Below are 16,250 nucleotides of genomic sequence, written 5' to 3'. Positions count from 1 at the left end.
GGCCGGGGCCTCGGAGCCCCGGCCCGGGCGCTCAGTCTCGCCGTGCGAGCTCGGTCGTCGCGGATGCCGCCGGGGCCTGCCCGTAGAGGGCGTAGGACCCGAAGCGCATGATGTGCGGCCGGCCGAGCTTCTCGGCGATGAAGTCGATGGCGAAGGTCGGCTCCAGCGCCTGACCGTTCCACTCGAAGGCCTTCAGATATTGCTCGTCGTCCTCGCCCTTCTTGTCCCAGTTGGCGAGCAGGGACGAAGTGAAGTACAGGCGCTTGCCGTCCCAGCTCTGAGAGACCATGTTGATCTGCTTGCCGATCTCGCGCTCGTAGATCTGCTTGGGATGGAAGGGATCGGAGACGTCGAAGAGGCGGGTCTTGCCGTCCATGAAGGTGTCGACCCACAGCAGGCGGTCGTCGGCACTGATGGAGATATCCACCGGCAGAGGCACCTGGCTCGGGTCGCCGATCGTTGCCACCTCCTTTGCCTGCCAATCGTCGCGCTCGTCGGCGTAGATCAGCCAGAGCTTGGAGGTCAGCGCGGTGCTGGTGAAGCAGTAGTTGTTCTCCGGGCCCCAGGCGCAGCGGATTTCCAGCGGCGCTCCGGGAACGTCGAATACCTTCTCGGGCTTGCGGCTGTGCAGGTCCCACACCACCACGGTGTTGCCGAAGCGTTTCATGGCCTCCTCGTCCTTCAGCATCTTGCCGAAGTCCATCATATAGTTGGACCAGCCGGTGAAGGAGGAGGTGATCATGAGGTTGCGCCGGGGCAGGACGCGCACGTCGTACCCGTAGCCGTCGGCGTATTGGCCGGTCTTCTCGGCGCCCTGGAGGTTGTCGTCGGTGGGCATCCAATGGGTGGCCACGTACTCGCCTTCGTTGGTGTACTCGACCAGCGCCGTGCGCCCGCCGTGGTCCTTGTTGTTGGACAGCCCGGTGAGCATCATTCGCCCGGGCAAGGCATAGGCGGTGTGGGGGCCGACGACGCCGCCGCTCGCGGCGACGAAGTCCTCGATCACCTTATGCAGCTTGGGCTGTCCGGCATCGCTGTGGACGTCGAAGACATAGATCTTGCTCGTGTCCAGACCCGCGCCCCAGAGCCAGCGGCGGTCGTCGGTGAAGCCCGCGTGGTGGGCCTCGTTGCGACCTCCCACGGAGAGGGTGTGTACGACCTTGCCGTAGTCCGGCGAGCTCGGGTTCACGGCGACGGTGACCAGCTTGTCCTGCTCGTCGCCGACCCCGTCCATGCCCAGAGTCCAGACGTAGACGAAGTCTTCCTGGCCGGAAATCTTCGTCATGTAGGGGGACATGCAGGTCTCGTCCGCGGCCGCGGTTCCCGGCAGTAGGGCCGGCCCTGCGAGGCCGGCCGATAGGATGAAGGCGCTTGCAAGCCTAAGAGTTGTCATGGTGCTCCTCCTCGGTTGTCGTTCACGGCGGTTGGTGCATAACGGCGTCCGGGTGACCTAGCCGGGCCCCGGGGCGTCGCTATCCGCTTCTGTCCGGGCCTTTTGGAATCGCCCCGCAACAAGCAGGGCAGCCCATCCGGCTTTTCCGGAGCTTTTGAACAAACACTAGCATTGTTTTCCGAGCGTTCTATTGGGATATCTACGGCGTCGGGATACGGGTTTATACGGAGGATCCGCTTGCTTGCCGCGGTTCACGGAAGGCAATCCGATAAAGGATCCCCGGGCGGCGGCCGGCAGGAAACGCCGGCGAGTGCAAGGTTTCGCGTGCACCTCTATAAACTTGACGCCTCCCGCCAGCCTGACTAACCTCGCGCGATCGACGGAAATCCCGCAAAATGCATCGGTTGGGCAACGGGCGATCGGGCGGTCCTCCCGTCGGCCGTCGATCCACCATCGCCTTGCCCTTCGGCCCGAGCCCGCGGCCGACACCCCGGTGTAACGCTCGATCGGCCGGGTTCTCCGCGAAGCGCAGCCCGCCGCCATCACCTCATCGAGAGCCAGCGTGTATCCCAAGTATTTCGGGCTCAAAGAGCCCAGCTTCTCCATTGCGCCGGATCCTCATTATCTGTTCCTGAGCGAGCAGCATAAGGAGGCCCTTGCCCATCTTCTCTACGGGGCGGGGGAGAGCGGCGGCTTCGTTCTTCTGACCGGCGAGGTGGGGACGGGCAAGACCACCGTTTGTCGGGCCTTCCTGGAGCAGCTCCCCGAGGGGGTCGAGGTCGCCTTGATCCTCAATCCGGCGGTTACCGCCAACGAGTTGTTGCTCAACCTGTGCGACGAGTTTCGGATTCCGGTTCCCGAGGGCGAGCGTTCGGTCAAGGCATTGGTCGACCGGCTCAACGTCTATCTGCTGGACGCGCACGGCAAGGGTCGTCGACCCGTGCTCATCATCGACGAGGCGCAGAGCCTGCGCCCGAAGGTCTTGGAGCAGGTGCGTTTGCTCACCAATCTGGAGACCAGCAAGCACAAGCTCCTGCAGATTTTTTTGATCGGCCAGCCCGAGCTGCGACGTCTGCTCGAACGCGATGCCCTGCGCCAGATCAACCAGCGCGTGACCGCGCGTTTCCACCTGCGGCCCTTCACGCGAGAGGAGACGGGCGACTATATCCGCCATCGGGTCGCGGTCGCCGGCGTCGACCGTCCCCTGTTTACCGCAGCGGCAATTCGGCGGATCTACAGCTGCTCCGGCGGTGTACCGCGCCTGGTCAACATACTCTGCGATCGCGCGCTGCTCGGCGCCTGCGTGACGCGCAGCTCTCAGGTGACGCCGGCCATCGTCAAGCGTGCGGCGCGCGAGGTGCAGGGCGAGTCGATCGATAAGCCGCCGCGCCCGGCGGTGCGGCCCGGATTCGCCGCCGCTGCCGCCTTTGTTCTCGCGATGATCGCCGGCTGGCTGGGCTATGCCTGGGTGTCCGACGATGCCGCGGCGCTCCTGGTCGATCTGCTCCCGGGCGGTCACACCCTCTCGGCCGGCGGGCCTCTTTCCGAGACGACGCCGAGGCCGGACGGTGTCGGCGAAGGCTTCGGGCAGGACGCCGGCACGCAAACCCCTGATTCACCGCTCGTGGCGTCCGACGGGGCTGCGGTTACGACGCTGCCCGAGTCGGTCGGCGATGCCGCTTCCGGCGAACTGGCTCCCGAAGACGACGCCCCGCTCGACGGCTCAGCGGCAGACGCGCTCCCGCGGATCGACCCCTCGCGCTTCGAGCCGGATGCGCTCGCCGAGACGCTTGCCCGCATCGCCATGCCCGAGTCCGACGCCCTGCGTCTGCTGTTGCTGCGTTGGGGTGTGGAGGTCGAGAGCCTTCCGGCCGGTGATCCCTGCGCGCGTGTCGCCTCGTTTGGACTCAGGTGCGAGCGCGGACAGGGCGACCTCGACGAGCTGCGTCTTTTCGATCGTCCGGCCTTGCTCCGCGTTCGCGACGCGGGCGGCGCTCGACGTTTCCTCCTTCTGAGCTCGCTCGATGGGCCGATGGGCACGCTTGCCCTGCCGGGCGGGGACGAGCTGGCGCCGCTCGGCGGCCTGGAAGCCGTCTGGAGCGGCGATTACATCCTGGTGTGGCAGCCGCCGCCGACCGGGTCGACGCTGATCGGTCCGGGCGCCTCCGGGGAGTCGGTGCGGTGGTTGCGGGATCTGCTGGCAAAGGTGCCTGCCTCGGGGCTTCCGGCCAGCGATTCCAGTTATTACGATGCGGAGCTGACGCGCTCGGTCCGGGCGTTCCAGGCGTCGCGTGGTTTAGTCGCGGACGGGATCGCCGGTCCGCGCACACTCATTCAGCTGCACAACGCCGTCGATCTTCCCGGAGTCCCCAGGCTGGTGCGGACGTCCGACGTGTCCGAGTCGGCGAGTACGGAGCCCACGGAGCCATGAGCTATATCCTGGAGGCGTTGAAGAAGTCTCAGCAGGAGCGCGAGCTCGGGCGCGTCCCGACCCTGGACACCAGCGGTATGTTCACGGAGGACAAAGAGCCTGTGCCGACCAGTCATTGGGGCTTGCTCGCCGTCGGCTTGGCTGCGGTAGCCGTGGTCATCGCGCTCTACGCGGTGTTGCGGACGCCAGCGCCGGTGCCCGTACCCGTGCAGGCCGACGCCGAGCCCGCGGCGGCTCCCATGCCGATGTCGACATCCCCGCCGGGGCTCTCTGCAGCGGACCCGGGGCAAGCGCCGGCGGATGCGGTGCCGATGATCGCATCGACTGGGGCCGATTCGTCTGCGTCTTCGCCCGAGTCGTCGCAGGCGCAGACATCGCTGCGCCGCTCCGGGGTGTCGGACGCCTCGCCGCTTGTGTCCGGCGTCCCCGGTACCGACCCGGAGATGATCCCGGGCGAGGAGCCGGCGTTCGCGCCAGAGCCGGATCCCTGGCTGGAACAGGAGCTTCAGCGTCAGTTGGATGCGGAGCAGGCGGCCTATGCGGAGCCGCCCGAGCCCCGGCGCAGGCCGCAGCGTGCGGCCGTGCCATCCGACCTAGTCGAAGACATCGAAAGCTTCAAGCAGCAGGTGCGTCGCGAGCAAGGCATCCCGCCCCCTGCGGAGCAGCGCCAGCCGGCCGACATCCGCGGCGACCCCACCAAGCTTCGCCTCACACCCATGCAGCAGGCGCAGCTGCCCGCCTATTTCATGACCGTGCATGTCTATGACGAGGATGTCGCCAAGCGCTTTGTGCTCATCAATGCGCTTCGCTATATCGAGGGCGAGGAGACGCGCGACGGGATTCGCATCGAGCGCATCATCCCGGAGGGTGCAGTCTTGAGCTATCTGGGCAATCCCTTCTTCGTGCGGCGCTGATATACCGAGCCCAGCGGCTCGGGGGCCGCCTTGCGCAGCCGCTCGTGACCTCGGGCGTGGGGGCTCCCCGTCCTCGCCTCCGCGTCCTTCGCCGTGCACTCGCAACAGGCCCGCGAATTCCGTAAAGTGCGCAGCTCCCCACACTGCTCAACCCCGACACCGGCGCCGTCTACATGACTCAACCCAAGGCACGCGACACCGACGCCATGCATCGCCACCTGCGCGATGTTGAACGGCTGTTGGCGCGCCTGCGGCTGGTCGACACCCTGGTGCACCGCCAGAGGATGCCGCACCAGGAGCTGGTGGAGAACATCACCCACAGGCAGAACTTGGGTCGACTGCGCCGCAAGCTGGATCGCCTGCATCCGGCGGACATCGCCTGCATCCTGGAAGCCTTGCCCGTCGACGACCGGCTGTTCGTGTGGGATCTGGTCAAGGTCGAGAAGGACGGCGACATCCTGCTCGAGGTCTCGGACGCGGTCCGTGCGACCCTGCTCGGGACCATGGACGCCGACGAGATCAAGGCCGCGGCCGAGACCCTGGACGCCGACGAGTTGGCGGATCTGGCCCCCGATCTGCCGCCCGAGATCATGCAGGATGTCCTGGCATCGCTCGATCAGGAGGAGCAGGAGCAGGTCCGCGCGGCCATGTCCTACCCCGAGGGTACGGTCGGCGCCCTGATGGACTTCGACATGGTGACGGTGCGCGAGGACGTCACCCTCGAGGTGGTCCTGCGGTATCTGCGCCGGTTCGATGCGCTGCCGGATCATACCGACAAGATCTTCGTGATCGACCGCGAGGAGCGTCTGCGCGGCGTTCTGACGCTCGAATCCCTGCTGATCAACGACCCCGAGACCGAGGTTTCGAAGGTCATGCAGGCCAAGTCGATTGTGAGCTTCTCGCCGGACGACAGCGCCGATTCGGCCGCCAACGCTTTCGAACGCTACGACCTGGTCTCGGTCCCCGTGCTGGACAGCGAGAGGTGCGTGATCGGTCGCCTGACCGTCGCCGAGATGGTCGACCACATCCGCGAGGAATCCGAGGCCGAGATCCTGAGCAACGCCGGTCTGCGCGAGGAGGAAGACATCTTCGCGCCCGTGATCCGCTCGGTGAAGAACCGCTGGGCCTGGCTTGCCGTCAACCTGGTGACCGCCTTCATCGCCTCGCGCGTCATCGACCTCTTCGAGGGCTCGATCGAGAAGCTGGTGGCGCTCGCCGCACTTATGCCCATCGTCGCGGGCATCGGCGGCAACGCGGGCAACCAGACCATCACCATGATCGTGCGGGCCATCGCGATGGGACAGGTGCAGCCGTCCGCGCTCTGGCGCCTCCTGCGCAAGGAGCTCGGGGTGGCCTTGATCAACGGCATCGTTTGGGGCGGGGTCGTCGGCGTGGCGGCCTGGCTGCTCTACGGCAATTACGAGCTGGGGCTGGTCATGACCGCGGCCATGACGCTCAACCTGCTCCTCGCGGCGACCGCCGGGGTCGTGATTCCCTTGATCCGCCAGCGGCTTGGTCGGGATCCGGCGCTCGGCAGCTCCGTGTTGATCACCGCCTTGACCGACTCGGGCGGCTTCTTCATCTTTCTCGGCTTGGCGACCTTGTTTCTGTTCTAGCCCGGGCCGGTCGCCGGGCTCGCTCGCCCGGAGGCGAGCAGACCCTTCATCGCGCCGCCGGTCCTTGGCGGCCGAGCCGAGCCCGGCCCGCTCCGCGGTGCCCGAGGCCGACCGGAGAGGATCGATCAGTTGCCGTAGGCATAGGCGTCGCCGCAGCGACCTTGTTTCCAGAGTCCCGGAGGGCAGGAATAGGATGCCCCGCGACCGTCGGAATAGACTGGCCTGTCATAGCCGTCGGTAGCGATCGCCGTGGCGACGGCACCGGCTAGTCCGCTGCCGATAATGGCGGCATTGCGACCGCCGAGCTCGCCGCCGACGAAGGCGCCGAGCGCAGCGCCGAGGCCGCCGCCGACGGCTGCGCGCGTGCTCATTTGGTCCGCCGTCGCCGGGGTTGCCGCCATGAGCAGCGCGAAAGCCGGAGCGATCAACAGTGCAGCTTTGCGATTGGACATACTCGATTCTCCTCGTCGGTCGATTGGGTCGCGAGTATGGTTGCAGATCCAACCTGAACCTTCGCTGAACGTTCCGCGGTCTTTTGTTCTGCACGGCGGATCACCGGGCAGGGATGGCGCTCGGTCCAGTCCACCGCATCAACCGGAGCTCGAGATGACCCTACGCCGAATCGCGTTAGCCTCGCCGATGCTGATTGGGCTCGCACTGATCGCGCTGGGATTCCTACTGCCGGGCGGTGAGCGCTTGATCCGCGAGAACCTGCCCTTGGAGACGCATGTGACGGTCCTCGCCCCCGGCGAGGACGGGACCATCTTGGCCGCCACCCAGGCCGGCGAGATCTGGCGCTTCGACGGCGCCGGCTGGGAGCAGGAGGATGCCGGACTCGCGGGTCGCTTGGTGCTGGCGCTGCGCGGCGAGCCCGGGGACCATGCGATCGGGACGGCGAGCGGTTTTGTGTCCCCGTTGGGTCTCGCGCCGCCGCCCGGCAACCCGCGGGTCAGCGATGTCCTGGAGACCACCGCGGGACTCCTGGCGGCGACACCCGAGGGTCTGTGGGTGCATGCCGAGGACACCTGGCACCGTCCGATCTCGGGCGTGCAGCTGTATCGGCTGGCCGAGCAGCGGCGCGACGGTCGCATCCATCTGCACGCGGGGACGATCGGCGAGGGGGTCTACTCCGCCTCGATCGAAACGCTCTTGTCGCCCTGGACAGCGAACAATCGCGGGCTTCCCGATGGCGTGAAGGCACTCTGTTTCGCCGTGACCGAGAGCGGCATGCTCCTCGTCGGGACGGATCGGGGTCTCTATCGGCAGACCGTACCGGGCGAGATCTGGGAGGCGTTGGCGCAGTTCCCGCGCGAGCGCCGTGTCCTCGCCCTTTATCGTGCATCGCCGGACGTCCGCGGACTGCAACGGTTGTGGATCGGCACGGACGACGGATTGTCCGCGCTCGATCTCGCGGAGACGCGCGAAGGTTTCTCTGTCGCCGGCCCGCTGCGATCCTTCGATGCACTCTGGGAGCCGCCCGAGACGGGCGTGAGCTGGATACTGCCAGTGGTCGGGGATGGCCTGATGGTCAGTGTCGGCGCCGTTTATCGTTTGAGCTCCGTGCGTCATCCGGGTTGGTACCGGTTCGTGCTGGCCGGTATCCTGTTGCTTCTCGTCGGCGGTTGGCTGTGGCTCGGATTCAACCCGGAGCCCGACCGCGACGACGACTAACCGTTGTTCCGGATCGAGGGTCTACTATGGATCGCTTTACGCGAAACGCCGTCATCGGCTCGGGAGTGTTGGTTGTGCTGTTGATCCTGTCGCTGCTGCCTTGGGGCGGCATGGCGTTCGGACCGCGCATCTGGCAGCTCAACGCTGTCTTGGAACGGGACCCCGTCCTCGCGGAGTATCCGTACGACTTCAAGGCGCTGCTTTTCTTGAACGGCATCGTGACCCTGACGCGACCGTACGACGCGGACGTTCCGATGGACGAGGCCCTTGTCGCGATGGATCCGACACTGGCCGGCAAGCCCGCCGACGATCCGGCCTTCGCTGCCGCTCGGGATCGGCTCCAGCGCACGGAGTTTCACGCAATCGGCCTGATGCTGGCAGAGCCCGATGTGCGCTCGATCGTCTGGTCGCTGGACCGGGCTTGGCTCAATGGTCGGCGGATCGCGTTCCCGGCTCCGAACCCCGTGCTCGGCGGGTCGATGTAGGGCGAACAGTCATGCAGCATTTCTATTTTCTGCTCGGACTGGGCGCCCTCGCGGCGGTCGCTTTCCTGTTCAGCCTGTTGCGCCGATTCAGGCATCGCAACCGCTTACCCTACCGTGTCGATGCCTTTCTCCTCTCCCCGTCGCAGCGTGCCTTCGGCGCGGTGCTCGAGCGCGCCGTCGGGCAAGAGTATCGGGTCTACGCCAAGGTCCGGGCGGCGGACATCATCGAGGTCGAGCGCCGGCTCGATCGGCGTGCTCGCGAGCGCGCGGCCGAGCGCCTCGCCGAGCAGGTCTTCGATTTTGTGGTCTGTACTCGGGAGTCGAGCGCCATCGCCTGTGCGGTCAATCTCGCGGCGCGCTCGCGGTTGTCCAGACGTCCGCCGAAGAATCGGCTCGACCGCATCTGCGCCGCAGCCAAGCTCCCCTTCGTGCGCTTTCGCGAGGGCGATGTCTATTCGGTCGTGGAGATCGAAGAGCAGGTGTTCTCGGCCATGCAGACGATCCGAATCCACCCCCGCGCCGAGGAGCCCTCCGCGCAGGATACGCGCGCTGCGCTGCGCGACCTTTCGGACGTCATCGGTGACAAGGTTCCCGAGCGAAGCCGCACCAAGCGCTCGGCCCCGCCGACGCCCCCGACACACTCCACGGAGCGAGCAACGGCGAGCACCCCTATCCCCATCAAGCCAGCTACCCGTACCGAGCCCAGGCTTCACCTCGACGACGACCTCGACATCGGCCCCGAGGTGCGTATGCCCGAGCCCCGAATCGAGGTCGAATTCGACGAGGATCGCCCGAAGCGCGCCAGGATCTAAACCGCGTCCGGAGCGACATGCGTCGTTTTCATGTTGCGTTTGGCTTCGGAGATGTCCTCGATCCCGGTGAGACGCGGTTTAGGATTTTATCTTTTGAATACTTTAAATCGCGCCAGCTCCGACAGTCGTCGGAGCTGGCGCGGCCAAGCCAATCCAACACATGACGCATACCGCACCGGGCGCGGTTTAAACCCTCTTCCCTCAACCTCCTGAACCGCGTCCCGACTAGTTTTCAAATGAGCGGCGACGAAGAAAGTGCCTCGCCGTCACCCAAATCACCCCTGACGCGGTTCAGCTCGGATCAATCCAGATCTGCCCCTCCGCCACGACAAGCCGATAGGTTCGAATCGGCTCGTCCGCCGGCTCGTCCATCGGCGCGCCGGTCTTCAGGCTGAAGCGGCTCCCGTGCAGCGAGCACTTGATCCGATCCCCGTCGAGACAGCCGTAGGAGAGCGGATAGTCCTCGTGGCTGCAGTTATCCTCGACGGCATAGAAGTGCCCGTCGACGTTGGCGACGATGAACGCCTGATTGTCCACGACGACCTTCAGAAACTTGCCGGGCGCGATAGCATCCGTGCCGGCGACGGCGACATAGGGTTTCTCCATCGGCATCTCCTCAACGCACCCGTTTCGCTGCTTTGCCCGAATCCAGCACGTCGCGGATGCGATCCGCGGCGACCTCCAGCGAGCCTTCGCGCCCGAGATGCCAGAGGATCAGTGCGCCCGCGAACACCAGGCTGTCGTAGGTCGGACCTTGCGCGCCTTCCAGGGCGGCGATGCCCGCCTGCGCCGCAGCCTGCGCGGTCGCCAGCACGTCGACCGCCACAGCGATCTCGTCGCCCGGTCGTGTGGTCTGGGGCAGATCCTCGGGCAGGGGGACGGCGCGCACCGACTGGGCGATCCCCAAAGCGGTCGGATCGACCTCGAAGGATTGCTCCTCCGACATCTGCTGATAGTTGAAACAGATGCCCTTTTGACGCAACGAAGGGATGACGCCGCCCTCGACGCCGCGGATCAGGAGCGCCGAGTGAAATCCGGCATGCCGCGCCAACATGGCGTAGATGCGCGGATAAGGCTTGTGGACGTACCCGGTCACCAGGTGCGTGTGCTTGCGCCCGTGGATCGGCCGGGCCAGGACTTCGATCGTCGTGATGGCCTGGCGCTTGACGACGGTGGAACGCAGATCGACCAGGTTGTGCAGCGGGGCGCAGAAGGCGCGTTGGTCGACATAGCTCCAGCCGAGCGCCGGATCGGCCAGTCGCTCGGCCGCCTCGACCGGCGAGAGGTCGACCGGCACCCCGACAGCGTCCAAGATATGCCGGTGGGTCACGCCGAACTTGGGTCCGACCGCATGTGCGCCGTGACTGATCGCCGGGACACCGCATTCGGCGAGCACGGGCATCAGGAAAGGAGACGCCGGCAGGCAGCGGTTGTAGCCGTCGTAGGGATCGGCGATGTCGACCACGTCGTCGACGTTCGCCACCACATGGCCGGTGGCCTCGCGCACCGCGTCCAGGATGCCCTTGAGCTCCTCGTCGGTCTCGCGCTTCATGCGCAAGGCGATCAGAAAAATGCCGGCCTGCACCGGGTCGACCGCATTGTCCAGGATCGCGCCCATCCCGATGCGGGCCTCCTCCGTGGAGATGTCCTTGGAGAGCTCCGGACCGGTTGCGATGCGCTGGATGATCGAGCGCATTTGGGTCCTGACATCGCTCGATGCGCTGGCCTGACTGTTCATGTTTGTCCTCCGGGACCTGGCTGTATTTCGGTGTCGACCGGCAGAGGCCGTGCGCGAACCGAGTCTTATCGCAGTGCCGGCCATTCTGGTGGCTCGGGCGTCGGATCTCAACGCGCGTGAGCCCAACCGGTTGGTGCAAGATACGGCCGTTCACCATTCGGAGTCGACACACATGGCCCTTTGCGTTTGTCTATCTTGGCGTGCCGCGGTCGTCATGCCGGCCCTGCTCGTCCTGCAACTCATCGCCGGCTGCGCGAGCCTGACGGGGCCTTGGACGGCGCCCGAGGTCGCGCTGCTCGGAGCACAGCCGAAGCTCCTCGGGCTCGATCGACAGTCCTTTCTCGTCAATCTGGGGGTGACGAACCCCAACGATCGCGCGCTTCCGATCAAGGGCTTGAGCTACCGGGTCCAGGTGGAAGGCCAAGACCTCGCCGAGGGTTCAAGCGAGCTCGCACGCCTGATCCCGGCGGGCGGGACCGAGCAGGTCGAGGTGGAGGTCAACAGCAACCTACTTGGATTGATGCCGAGCTTGCCCGGACTGCTGCTGACCAAGGACAAGCTCGCCTGGACGGTCAGCGGAATCGCCTACGTGGATGCCGGCGGAGTGCGTCTGCCCGTGCCCTACCGGCACAGCGGCACGATTGCGCCCGCGGCATTGGTCTCGGGTGCGGGGTTTTAGGGGATTCTCGGAAAAGGGGCGACCAGGGTGTGGGGCGACTTCAGTCGCCCAGACCTACTTCAATCGCTTCAAGCTCGCGCGAGCCTGTGCGAGCGCGCCCTCGACCGCAGCGATCCAGGCTGGCGGGAATCGCTCGGCATCGGTCAGCCAACCGAGTGTGCTCGATACCGCTTCGGTCAGTCCGTCGGCCTCGTCCGCGACGGCGCTCACGATCATTTCCGCGGAATTCGGTAGGCGTTCACGCCAAGTGTCGTCGAGTCTCTGCTCGAAAGACCGGGCGATCGTCGCGAGCTGCGCGTCCTCGATCCAGGCCCGACGACGCGCTGCAAGCGTCTCGGCCGCGACGGACAGCTTGTCGGCGTCTTCGGCCCGGATCGTGTCGACGCGGCGAAGCTCCTCGGCCAGAACCACGAGATGACGCTCGAGCAGGATACGCGGAATGCCGCGGCTAGCCAGCACCTCGCCGAGCCAGGCGGTCTGAGCATTTACGCGTCTTGGCGGATGGCGTACCAGGGTCACGAGCCAGGCCGTGTCGCTGTCGGCGAAGCGCCTGCCGCGCTCGCCGAAACGCATGAGCAGGTAGGGGTACTGCGCGAGGACACGTTCGCTCGCACGCAGCGCAGCGGCGATCTCGCGCGGGTCTTCCGGAATCGGGTGCGCCCCCGCCTCCGGATTCAAGCGGGTTGCCCGCAGGTCCGGCGAGGCCGGATCAAAGGGTTCGTCGATCACGCTTGATCTCCGTGATGGCGTGCCGAGCCGTCGGTCTCCGCGATATACCGTCGATTCGAGGGCGACGCTACAATCATGCGTGCGGGCTGTCCGGCTGCGGGATTCCTCGAGTCCGATCGTTGCGCCGCGCCGAATACGCTGTCCGCACCCTCGTCGTCGGCACACTTCGGCGTTTCTGAATCGAATTGACTCAACGGATGGAGACCTCGATCCGAAGATGGCATCAGGATCGGATCACCCCGGGAGGATCAATGTCGCTCCGCGCCCCCATATCAGCGCAATGGTATCACTGAAGATGTCGCCTCTCCCCGATCGTCTGTCCGACGGCAAGGACGTCGGCCGCGCGCCCGTCGGTGCGGACGCGGGCGACGATCTCGAGCGCTATCTGCAGGCCCTGATCGCGGGAGACAGCGCCACTTGCGCGCACTTGGTCGACAAGGCGCTCGCCGCCGACATCCCGGTGCCTCGGATTTACGAGGGCTTGATGAAGCCCGCCTTGTACCGGATCGGCGAGCTGTGGGTCCGCAACCAGGTCTCTATCGCCTGCGAGCACTTGGCGACGACGATCACGGAGGGTCTGCTCAACCGGGTCTATCCGAATATCGTCCATGCGCGGCACTGCGGTCGCAAGGTCGTGCTGGCCACCGTGGAGGACGAGCTGCATCAGGTCGGGCTTAAGATGGTCGCAGATCTCTTCGAGATGCACGGGTGGGACGCACGACTCGTGCGTGCCGGTGTCTCGATCGATCGCCTCCTGGAGACCATCGAGCGCGAGAGACCGGACGCGGTCGGCTTGTCCTTGAGTGTCGATTTCCATGTCGACGGACTCGAACGCACGTTGCGATGCCTGCGCGCAGCGTATCCCCAGCTCCCGATCCTGATCGGAGGCCAGGGCTTGGCGCACGGCGGGCATGAGGGGCTCGATGCCTACCCCGGGGTTACCTGTATCGCGTCGCTCGATGACTTGAGTCGCCTCCTGCGGAGCGGACCACCCTGGACATGCCGATCCGTCGAGCAGGTGCCATGAGCAATCAGCCGCACGAGGGTACGGCCGAGGATGCCTTCAAAGAGCTGTTCGGCGAGCTCTGCGACGGCAGCATCGCCTTGGCGGCAGGGGTGTTCGACAACGCCGGCAACGGCGTCTATCTGAATCGCGGCATGCGTCTGATGCTCGAGGGCATCGATGACGGCACCTCCTGGGGCCACGCCTTCGTCAACCCGACATTTGCCGCACTGCGCGAGCTGACGCACGAGGGTGCGGTCTTCTCGGGGGTCTTGACGCTCGGCGACGGGCTGCGCATCCATCGCAGTATCGCGGCACGCGTGTGGCGGCGCGACGACCGCCTGTTGGTCGCCGGGGAGATGGATGTCCTCGAGCTCGATCGGCTCAATCAGGTCCTGATCTCGGCCAACCGCGAGATCAACACCCTGCAACGCGAATTGTTCAAGCAGAACCGATTGCTTCAGGGCAATGTCTCGGAGCTCGATCGGCAGAAACGCCTGCAACGGGGTTTCGCGGAGATTCATCGCGCGATGCTTCACCAAGCCGACGAGGCCCTCCTGCTGGGAGAGCTCTGCGAGGTCGCCGTGCACTACGCAGAGCTGGTGCTTGCGTGGGTGGGCTTCCCGGACGGCCAAGGCGGTATCGCACCTTTCGCCGCGGCCGGTCGCATCGAGTATCTCGAGGGTGTGAAGATCTCGCTCGACGATCGGGTCGTCGAAGGCCAGGGTCCGACACCGGCGGCGTACCGCACCGGGTTGAGTCAGGTCGTCAATGATTTCCATGCGAGCCGCTCGACCGCGCCTTGGCATGAGCGGGCGCGACAACACGGCTTTGCCGCATCGGCGGCCTTCCCGCTCTGCACCGCGCGCGGGGTCATCGGCGTGCTGAATGTCTATGCCGATCGGGTCGATTTCTTCGGCCCCGACGAGATCCGTCTGCTCGATCGCCTTGCCACCGATCTCGCCTTCGCCATCGAGGCGTCTCGTCAAGCCAAGGCGCTTCAAGAGAGCGAGGCCCGGTTGAGCGCGAGTGAAGAGCGTCTCAAGCTCGCCGTGGATGCCGCGGGCATCGGCGTCTGGGATTTCGCGGTGGCCTCCCGACGCCTGCTTTGGGATGGGCGGATGTCGCGTCTGCACGGGTGCGCTGCGGAGCCGAAGACGACCGATCCGGCGACCTGGGCGGAGCTGATCCATCCGCAAGATCGCTCGACCTTCGAGCGCGCCCTCGCTCGGGTAACCCGGGGGCTCGGCCCCTTGCTGTGCGATCTGCGGGTCCGTCGGCCCGACGGTGACGAACGCCAGCTGCGTGCGCACGGCCGCTTGTTTCGCGGCGACGAGGAGGCGTCGGCCCGCGTGATCGGCATCTGCTACGACGTCACCGATCAGATACGCGCCGATGCCCGGATCCAGGCGCTCGCCTTCTATGATCCGCTGACCCGTCTGGCCAATCGCCGGCTGCTCATGGAGCGCATCGGCCAGGCGCAGGCACGCAGCCACCGCAGCGGCGAGCACGGCGCGCTCATCCTGCTGGACATCGACCACTTCAAACGATTGAACGACACCCTGGGCCACGATCTCGGCGATGCCCTGCTGATCCAGGTCGCGGACCGACTCACCGCCGCGCTGCGCGAGACCGATACGGCCGCACGCCTCGGCGGGGACGAGCTCGTCGTCCTGTGCGAGGCGCTGGACGTCAAGCCCGAGAGCGCTGCACACGAGGCGGCGATGATCGGCGAGAAGATCGGCGCCCTGATTCGCGAGCCCTATCGTTTGAACCCGGGTGATCACGCTTACAGCTGCACGGCCAGCATCGGCATCACCCTCTTTCACGGGCACGAGACGACGGGGTCCGAGCTGCTGAAACAGGCCGACATCGCCATGTACCAGGCCAAGCGGGCCGGTCGCGAGACCCTGCGCCTGTTTCAGCCCGCGATGCAGCAGGCCATCGACGAGACGGCGCGGCGTGAAGTCGCGCTGCGTCGGGCCGTGGCGCACGGCGATCTGCAGTTGGTCTATCAACCTCAAGTCAACCGCGACGGCCTTTGGGTCGGTTGCGAGGCGCTGCTGCGCTGGTCTCTGCTCGACGGCACCGTCCTGAGCCCGGCCCAATTCCTGCCGGAGGCCGAAACCACCGACCTCATGCCCAAGATCGGGGACTGGGTGGTGCGCACGGCCTGTCGCGAGATCGCGAGCCTGCCCAAGCGCGCGCGTGCCGCGAGGGAGCTGGTTCTCGGGATCAACATCAGTGCCCGGCAGCTCGCCGACCCGCGGTTGATCGAGCGGATTCTTGCGATCATCCAGCCGATGCGGTTTCCGCCCGCGCGCCTGAGATTCGAGATCTCCGAGGCGTCGCTGTTCGGCGATTTCGAGCGCAATGCGGCGATTCTCGGACGACTCGATGCGGCCGGTATCGAGATCGAGCTCGATGATTTCGGCAGCGGCTACTCCTCCCTAGTCCATCTGCGACAGTTGCCCCTGGCAGGCGTGAAGATCGACCAGCTGCTCATCGCAGCAGTGGATACCGATGCCGACGCAGCGATGATCGTGCGCGCCGCGATCGGGGTCGCCGATGCCCTGTCGTTGCCGGTCATCGCCGAAGGTGTCGAGCGCGAGACCCAGCGCGACCTGCTGCTCAAGATGGGCTGCAGCCGGTTCCAGGGTTTCCTGTTCGGTCGACCCATGCCGCTCGACACGTTTCGTCGGGCGTTCGAGACCGCATGCACTTGACGGCGGTGCTCGGAGGGTCGGACATCGCGTGGAGCCTGTGCGCGAGCGGCTCA

Annotated in this window: 14 protein-coding genes; 9 read left to right on the top strand and 5 right to left on the bottom strand. The window is 66.1% G+C overall.

Going from position 1 to position 16,250, the window contains the following annotated elements; genetic code table 11:
• Positions 1 to 31: 31 nt before the first annotated feature.
• Complete coding sequence (gene mtoX, locus BLV04_RS03715; RefSeq protein ID WP_093028267.1) at positions 32 to 1,393, bottom strand: methanethiol oxidase; 1,362 nt, start codon at positions 1,391 to 1,393, stop codon at positions 32 to 34.
• A 562-nt stretch (positions 1,394 to 1,955) separates the two neighbouring features.
• Here mtoX and BLV04_RS03710 point away from each other — a divergent pair.
• The 3 genes from BLV04_RS03710 to mgtE all read left to right on the top strand — a co-directional run bounded on the left by BLV04_RS03710 (position 1,956) and on the right by mgtE (position 6,354).
• Positions 1,956 to 3,824, top strand: a complete 1,869-nt coding sequence (locus BLV04_RS03710) for an ExeA family protein (protein ID WP_093028265.1) — start codon at positions 1,956 to 1,958, stop codon at positions 3,822 to 3,824.
• Positions 3,821 to 4,738: a general secretion pathway protein GspB gene (locus BLV04_RS03705; protein ID WP_093028263.1), complete on the top strand. Its 918-nt coding sequence runs from the start codon at positions 3,821 to 3,823 to the stop codon at positions 4,736 to 4,738. Before BLV04_RS03710 ends, BLV04_RS03705 begins: the two co-directional genes overlap by 4 nt.
• Before the next feature lie 173 nt (positions 4,739 to 4,911).
• Entirely contained in the window at positions 4,912 to 6,354 is a 1,443-nt protein-coding gene (mgtE, locus tag BLV04_RS03700; RefSeq protein WP_093028261.1) for a magnesium transporter, read from the top strand.
• 125 nt (positions 6,355 to 6,479) lie between these two features.
• On the opposite strand, the gene BLV04_RS03695 is transcribed toward mgtE, so the two are convergent.
• On the bottom strand, positions 6,480 to 6,806 hold the full coding sequence (locus BLV04_RS03695) for a YMGG-like glycine zipper-containing protein (protein WP_093028259.1): 327 nt from the start codon (positions 6,804 to 6,806) through the stop codon (positions 6,480 to 6,482).
• 154 nt (positions 6,807 to 6,960) lie between these two features.
• Between BLV04_RS03695 and BLV04_RS03690 the strand changes: the two genes are divergently transcribed.
• The 3 genes from BLV04_RS03690 to BLV04_RS03680 are packed head-to-tail and all read left to right on the top strand — an operon-like array spanning position 6,961 to position 9,322.
• Entirely contained in the window at positions 6,961 to 8,025 is a 1,065-nt protein-coding gene (locus BLV04_RS03690; protein ID WP_139191855.1) for a ligand-binding sensor domain-containing protein, read from the top strand.
• Positions 8,026 to 8,051: 26 nt separating this feature from the next.
• Positions 8,052 to 8,510 carry a hypothetical protein gene (locus tag BLV04_RS03685; protein WP_093028255.1) on the top strand — a complete coding sequence of 153 codons (459 nt, stop codon included), beginning with the start codon at positions 8,052 to 8,054 and terminating at the stop codon, positions 8,508 to 8,510.
• An 11-nt stretch (positions 8,511 to 8,521) separates the two neighbouring features.
• Positions 8,522 to 9,322: a DUF2726 domain-containing protein gene (locus tag BLV04_RS03680; RefSeq protein WP_093028253.1), complete on the top strand. Its 801-nt coding sequence runs from the start codon at positions 8,522 to 8,524 to the stop codon at positions 9,320 to 9,322.
• A gap of 291 nt (positions 9,323 to 9,613) precedes the next feature.
• On the opposite strand, the gene BLV04_RS03675 is transcribed toward BLV04_RS03680, so the two are convergent.
• Both BLV04_RS03675 and BLV04_RS03670 read right to left on the bottom strand, forming a co-directional pair.
• Complete coding sequence (locus BLV04_RS03675) at positions 9,614 to 9,928, bottom strand: non-heme iron oxygenase ferredoxin subunit (protein WP_093028251.1); 315 nt, start codon at positions 9,926 to 9,928, stop codon at positions 9,614 to 9,616.
• Positions 9,929 to 9,938: 10 nt separating this feature from the next.
• Positions 9,939 to 11,060 carry an anthranilate phosphoribosyltransferase gene (locus BLV04_RS03670; protein WP_093028249.1) on the bottom strand — a complete coding sequence of 374 codons (1,122 nt, stop codon included), beginning with the start codon at positions 11,058 to 11,060 and terminating at the stop codon, positions 9,939 to 9,941.
• A gap of 172 nt (positions 11,061 to 11,232) precedes the next feature.
• Between BLV04_RS03670 and BLV04_RS03665 the strand changes: the two genes are divergently transcribed.
• Entirely contained in the window at positions 11,233 to 11,739 is a 507-nt protein-coding gene (locus tag BLV04_RS03665) for an LEA/WHy family protein (protein ID WP_093028442.1), read from the top strand.
• Between the two features lie 54 nt (positions 11,740 to 11,793).
• Here BLV04_RS03665 and BLV04_RS03660 read toward each other — a convergent pair whose 3' ends face one another.
• Positions 11,794 to 12,468 (bottom strand): hypothetical protein, encoded by a 675-nt coding sequence (locus tag BLV04_RS03660; RefSeq protein ID WP_093028247.1) that lies wholly within the window; start codon positions 12,466 to 12,468, stop codon positions 11,794 to 11,796.
• A gap of 295 nt (positions 12,469 to 12,763) precedes the next feature.
• Here BLV04_RS03660 and BLV04_RS03655 point away from each other — a divergent pair, with 295 nt between their 5' ends.
• Positions 12,764 to 13,495, top strand: a complete 732-nt coding sequence (locus BLV04_RS03655) for a cobalamin B12-binding domain-containing protein (protein ID WP_175534482.1) — start codon at positions 12,764 to 12,766, stop codon at positions 13,493 to 13,495.
• A complete protein-coding gene (locus tag BLV04_RS03650; protein ID WP_175534481.1) occupies positions 13,492 to 16,197 on the top strand; it encodes a putative bifunctional diguanylate cyclase/phosphodiesterase in 2,706 nt (901 codons plus the stop codon). The genes BLV04_RS03655 and BLV04_RS03650 overlap by 4 nt, the downstream gene beginning before the upstream one ends.
• The last annotated feature ends 53 nt before the right edge of the window (positions 16,198 to 16,250 follow it).

The organism is Thiocapsa roseopersicina, assembly GCF_900106925.1.
GTDB classification, from domain to species: domain Bacteria; phylum Pseudomonadota; class Gammaproteobacteria; order Chromatiales; family Chromatiaceae; genus Thiocapsa; species Thiocapsa roseopersicina.
This window is presented reverse-complemented; position numbering and strand designations above follow the sequence as displayed.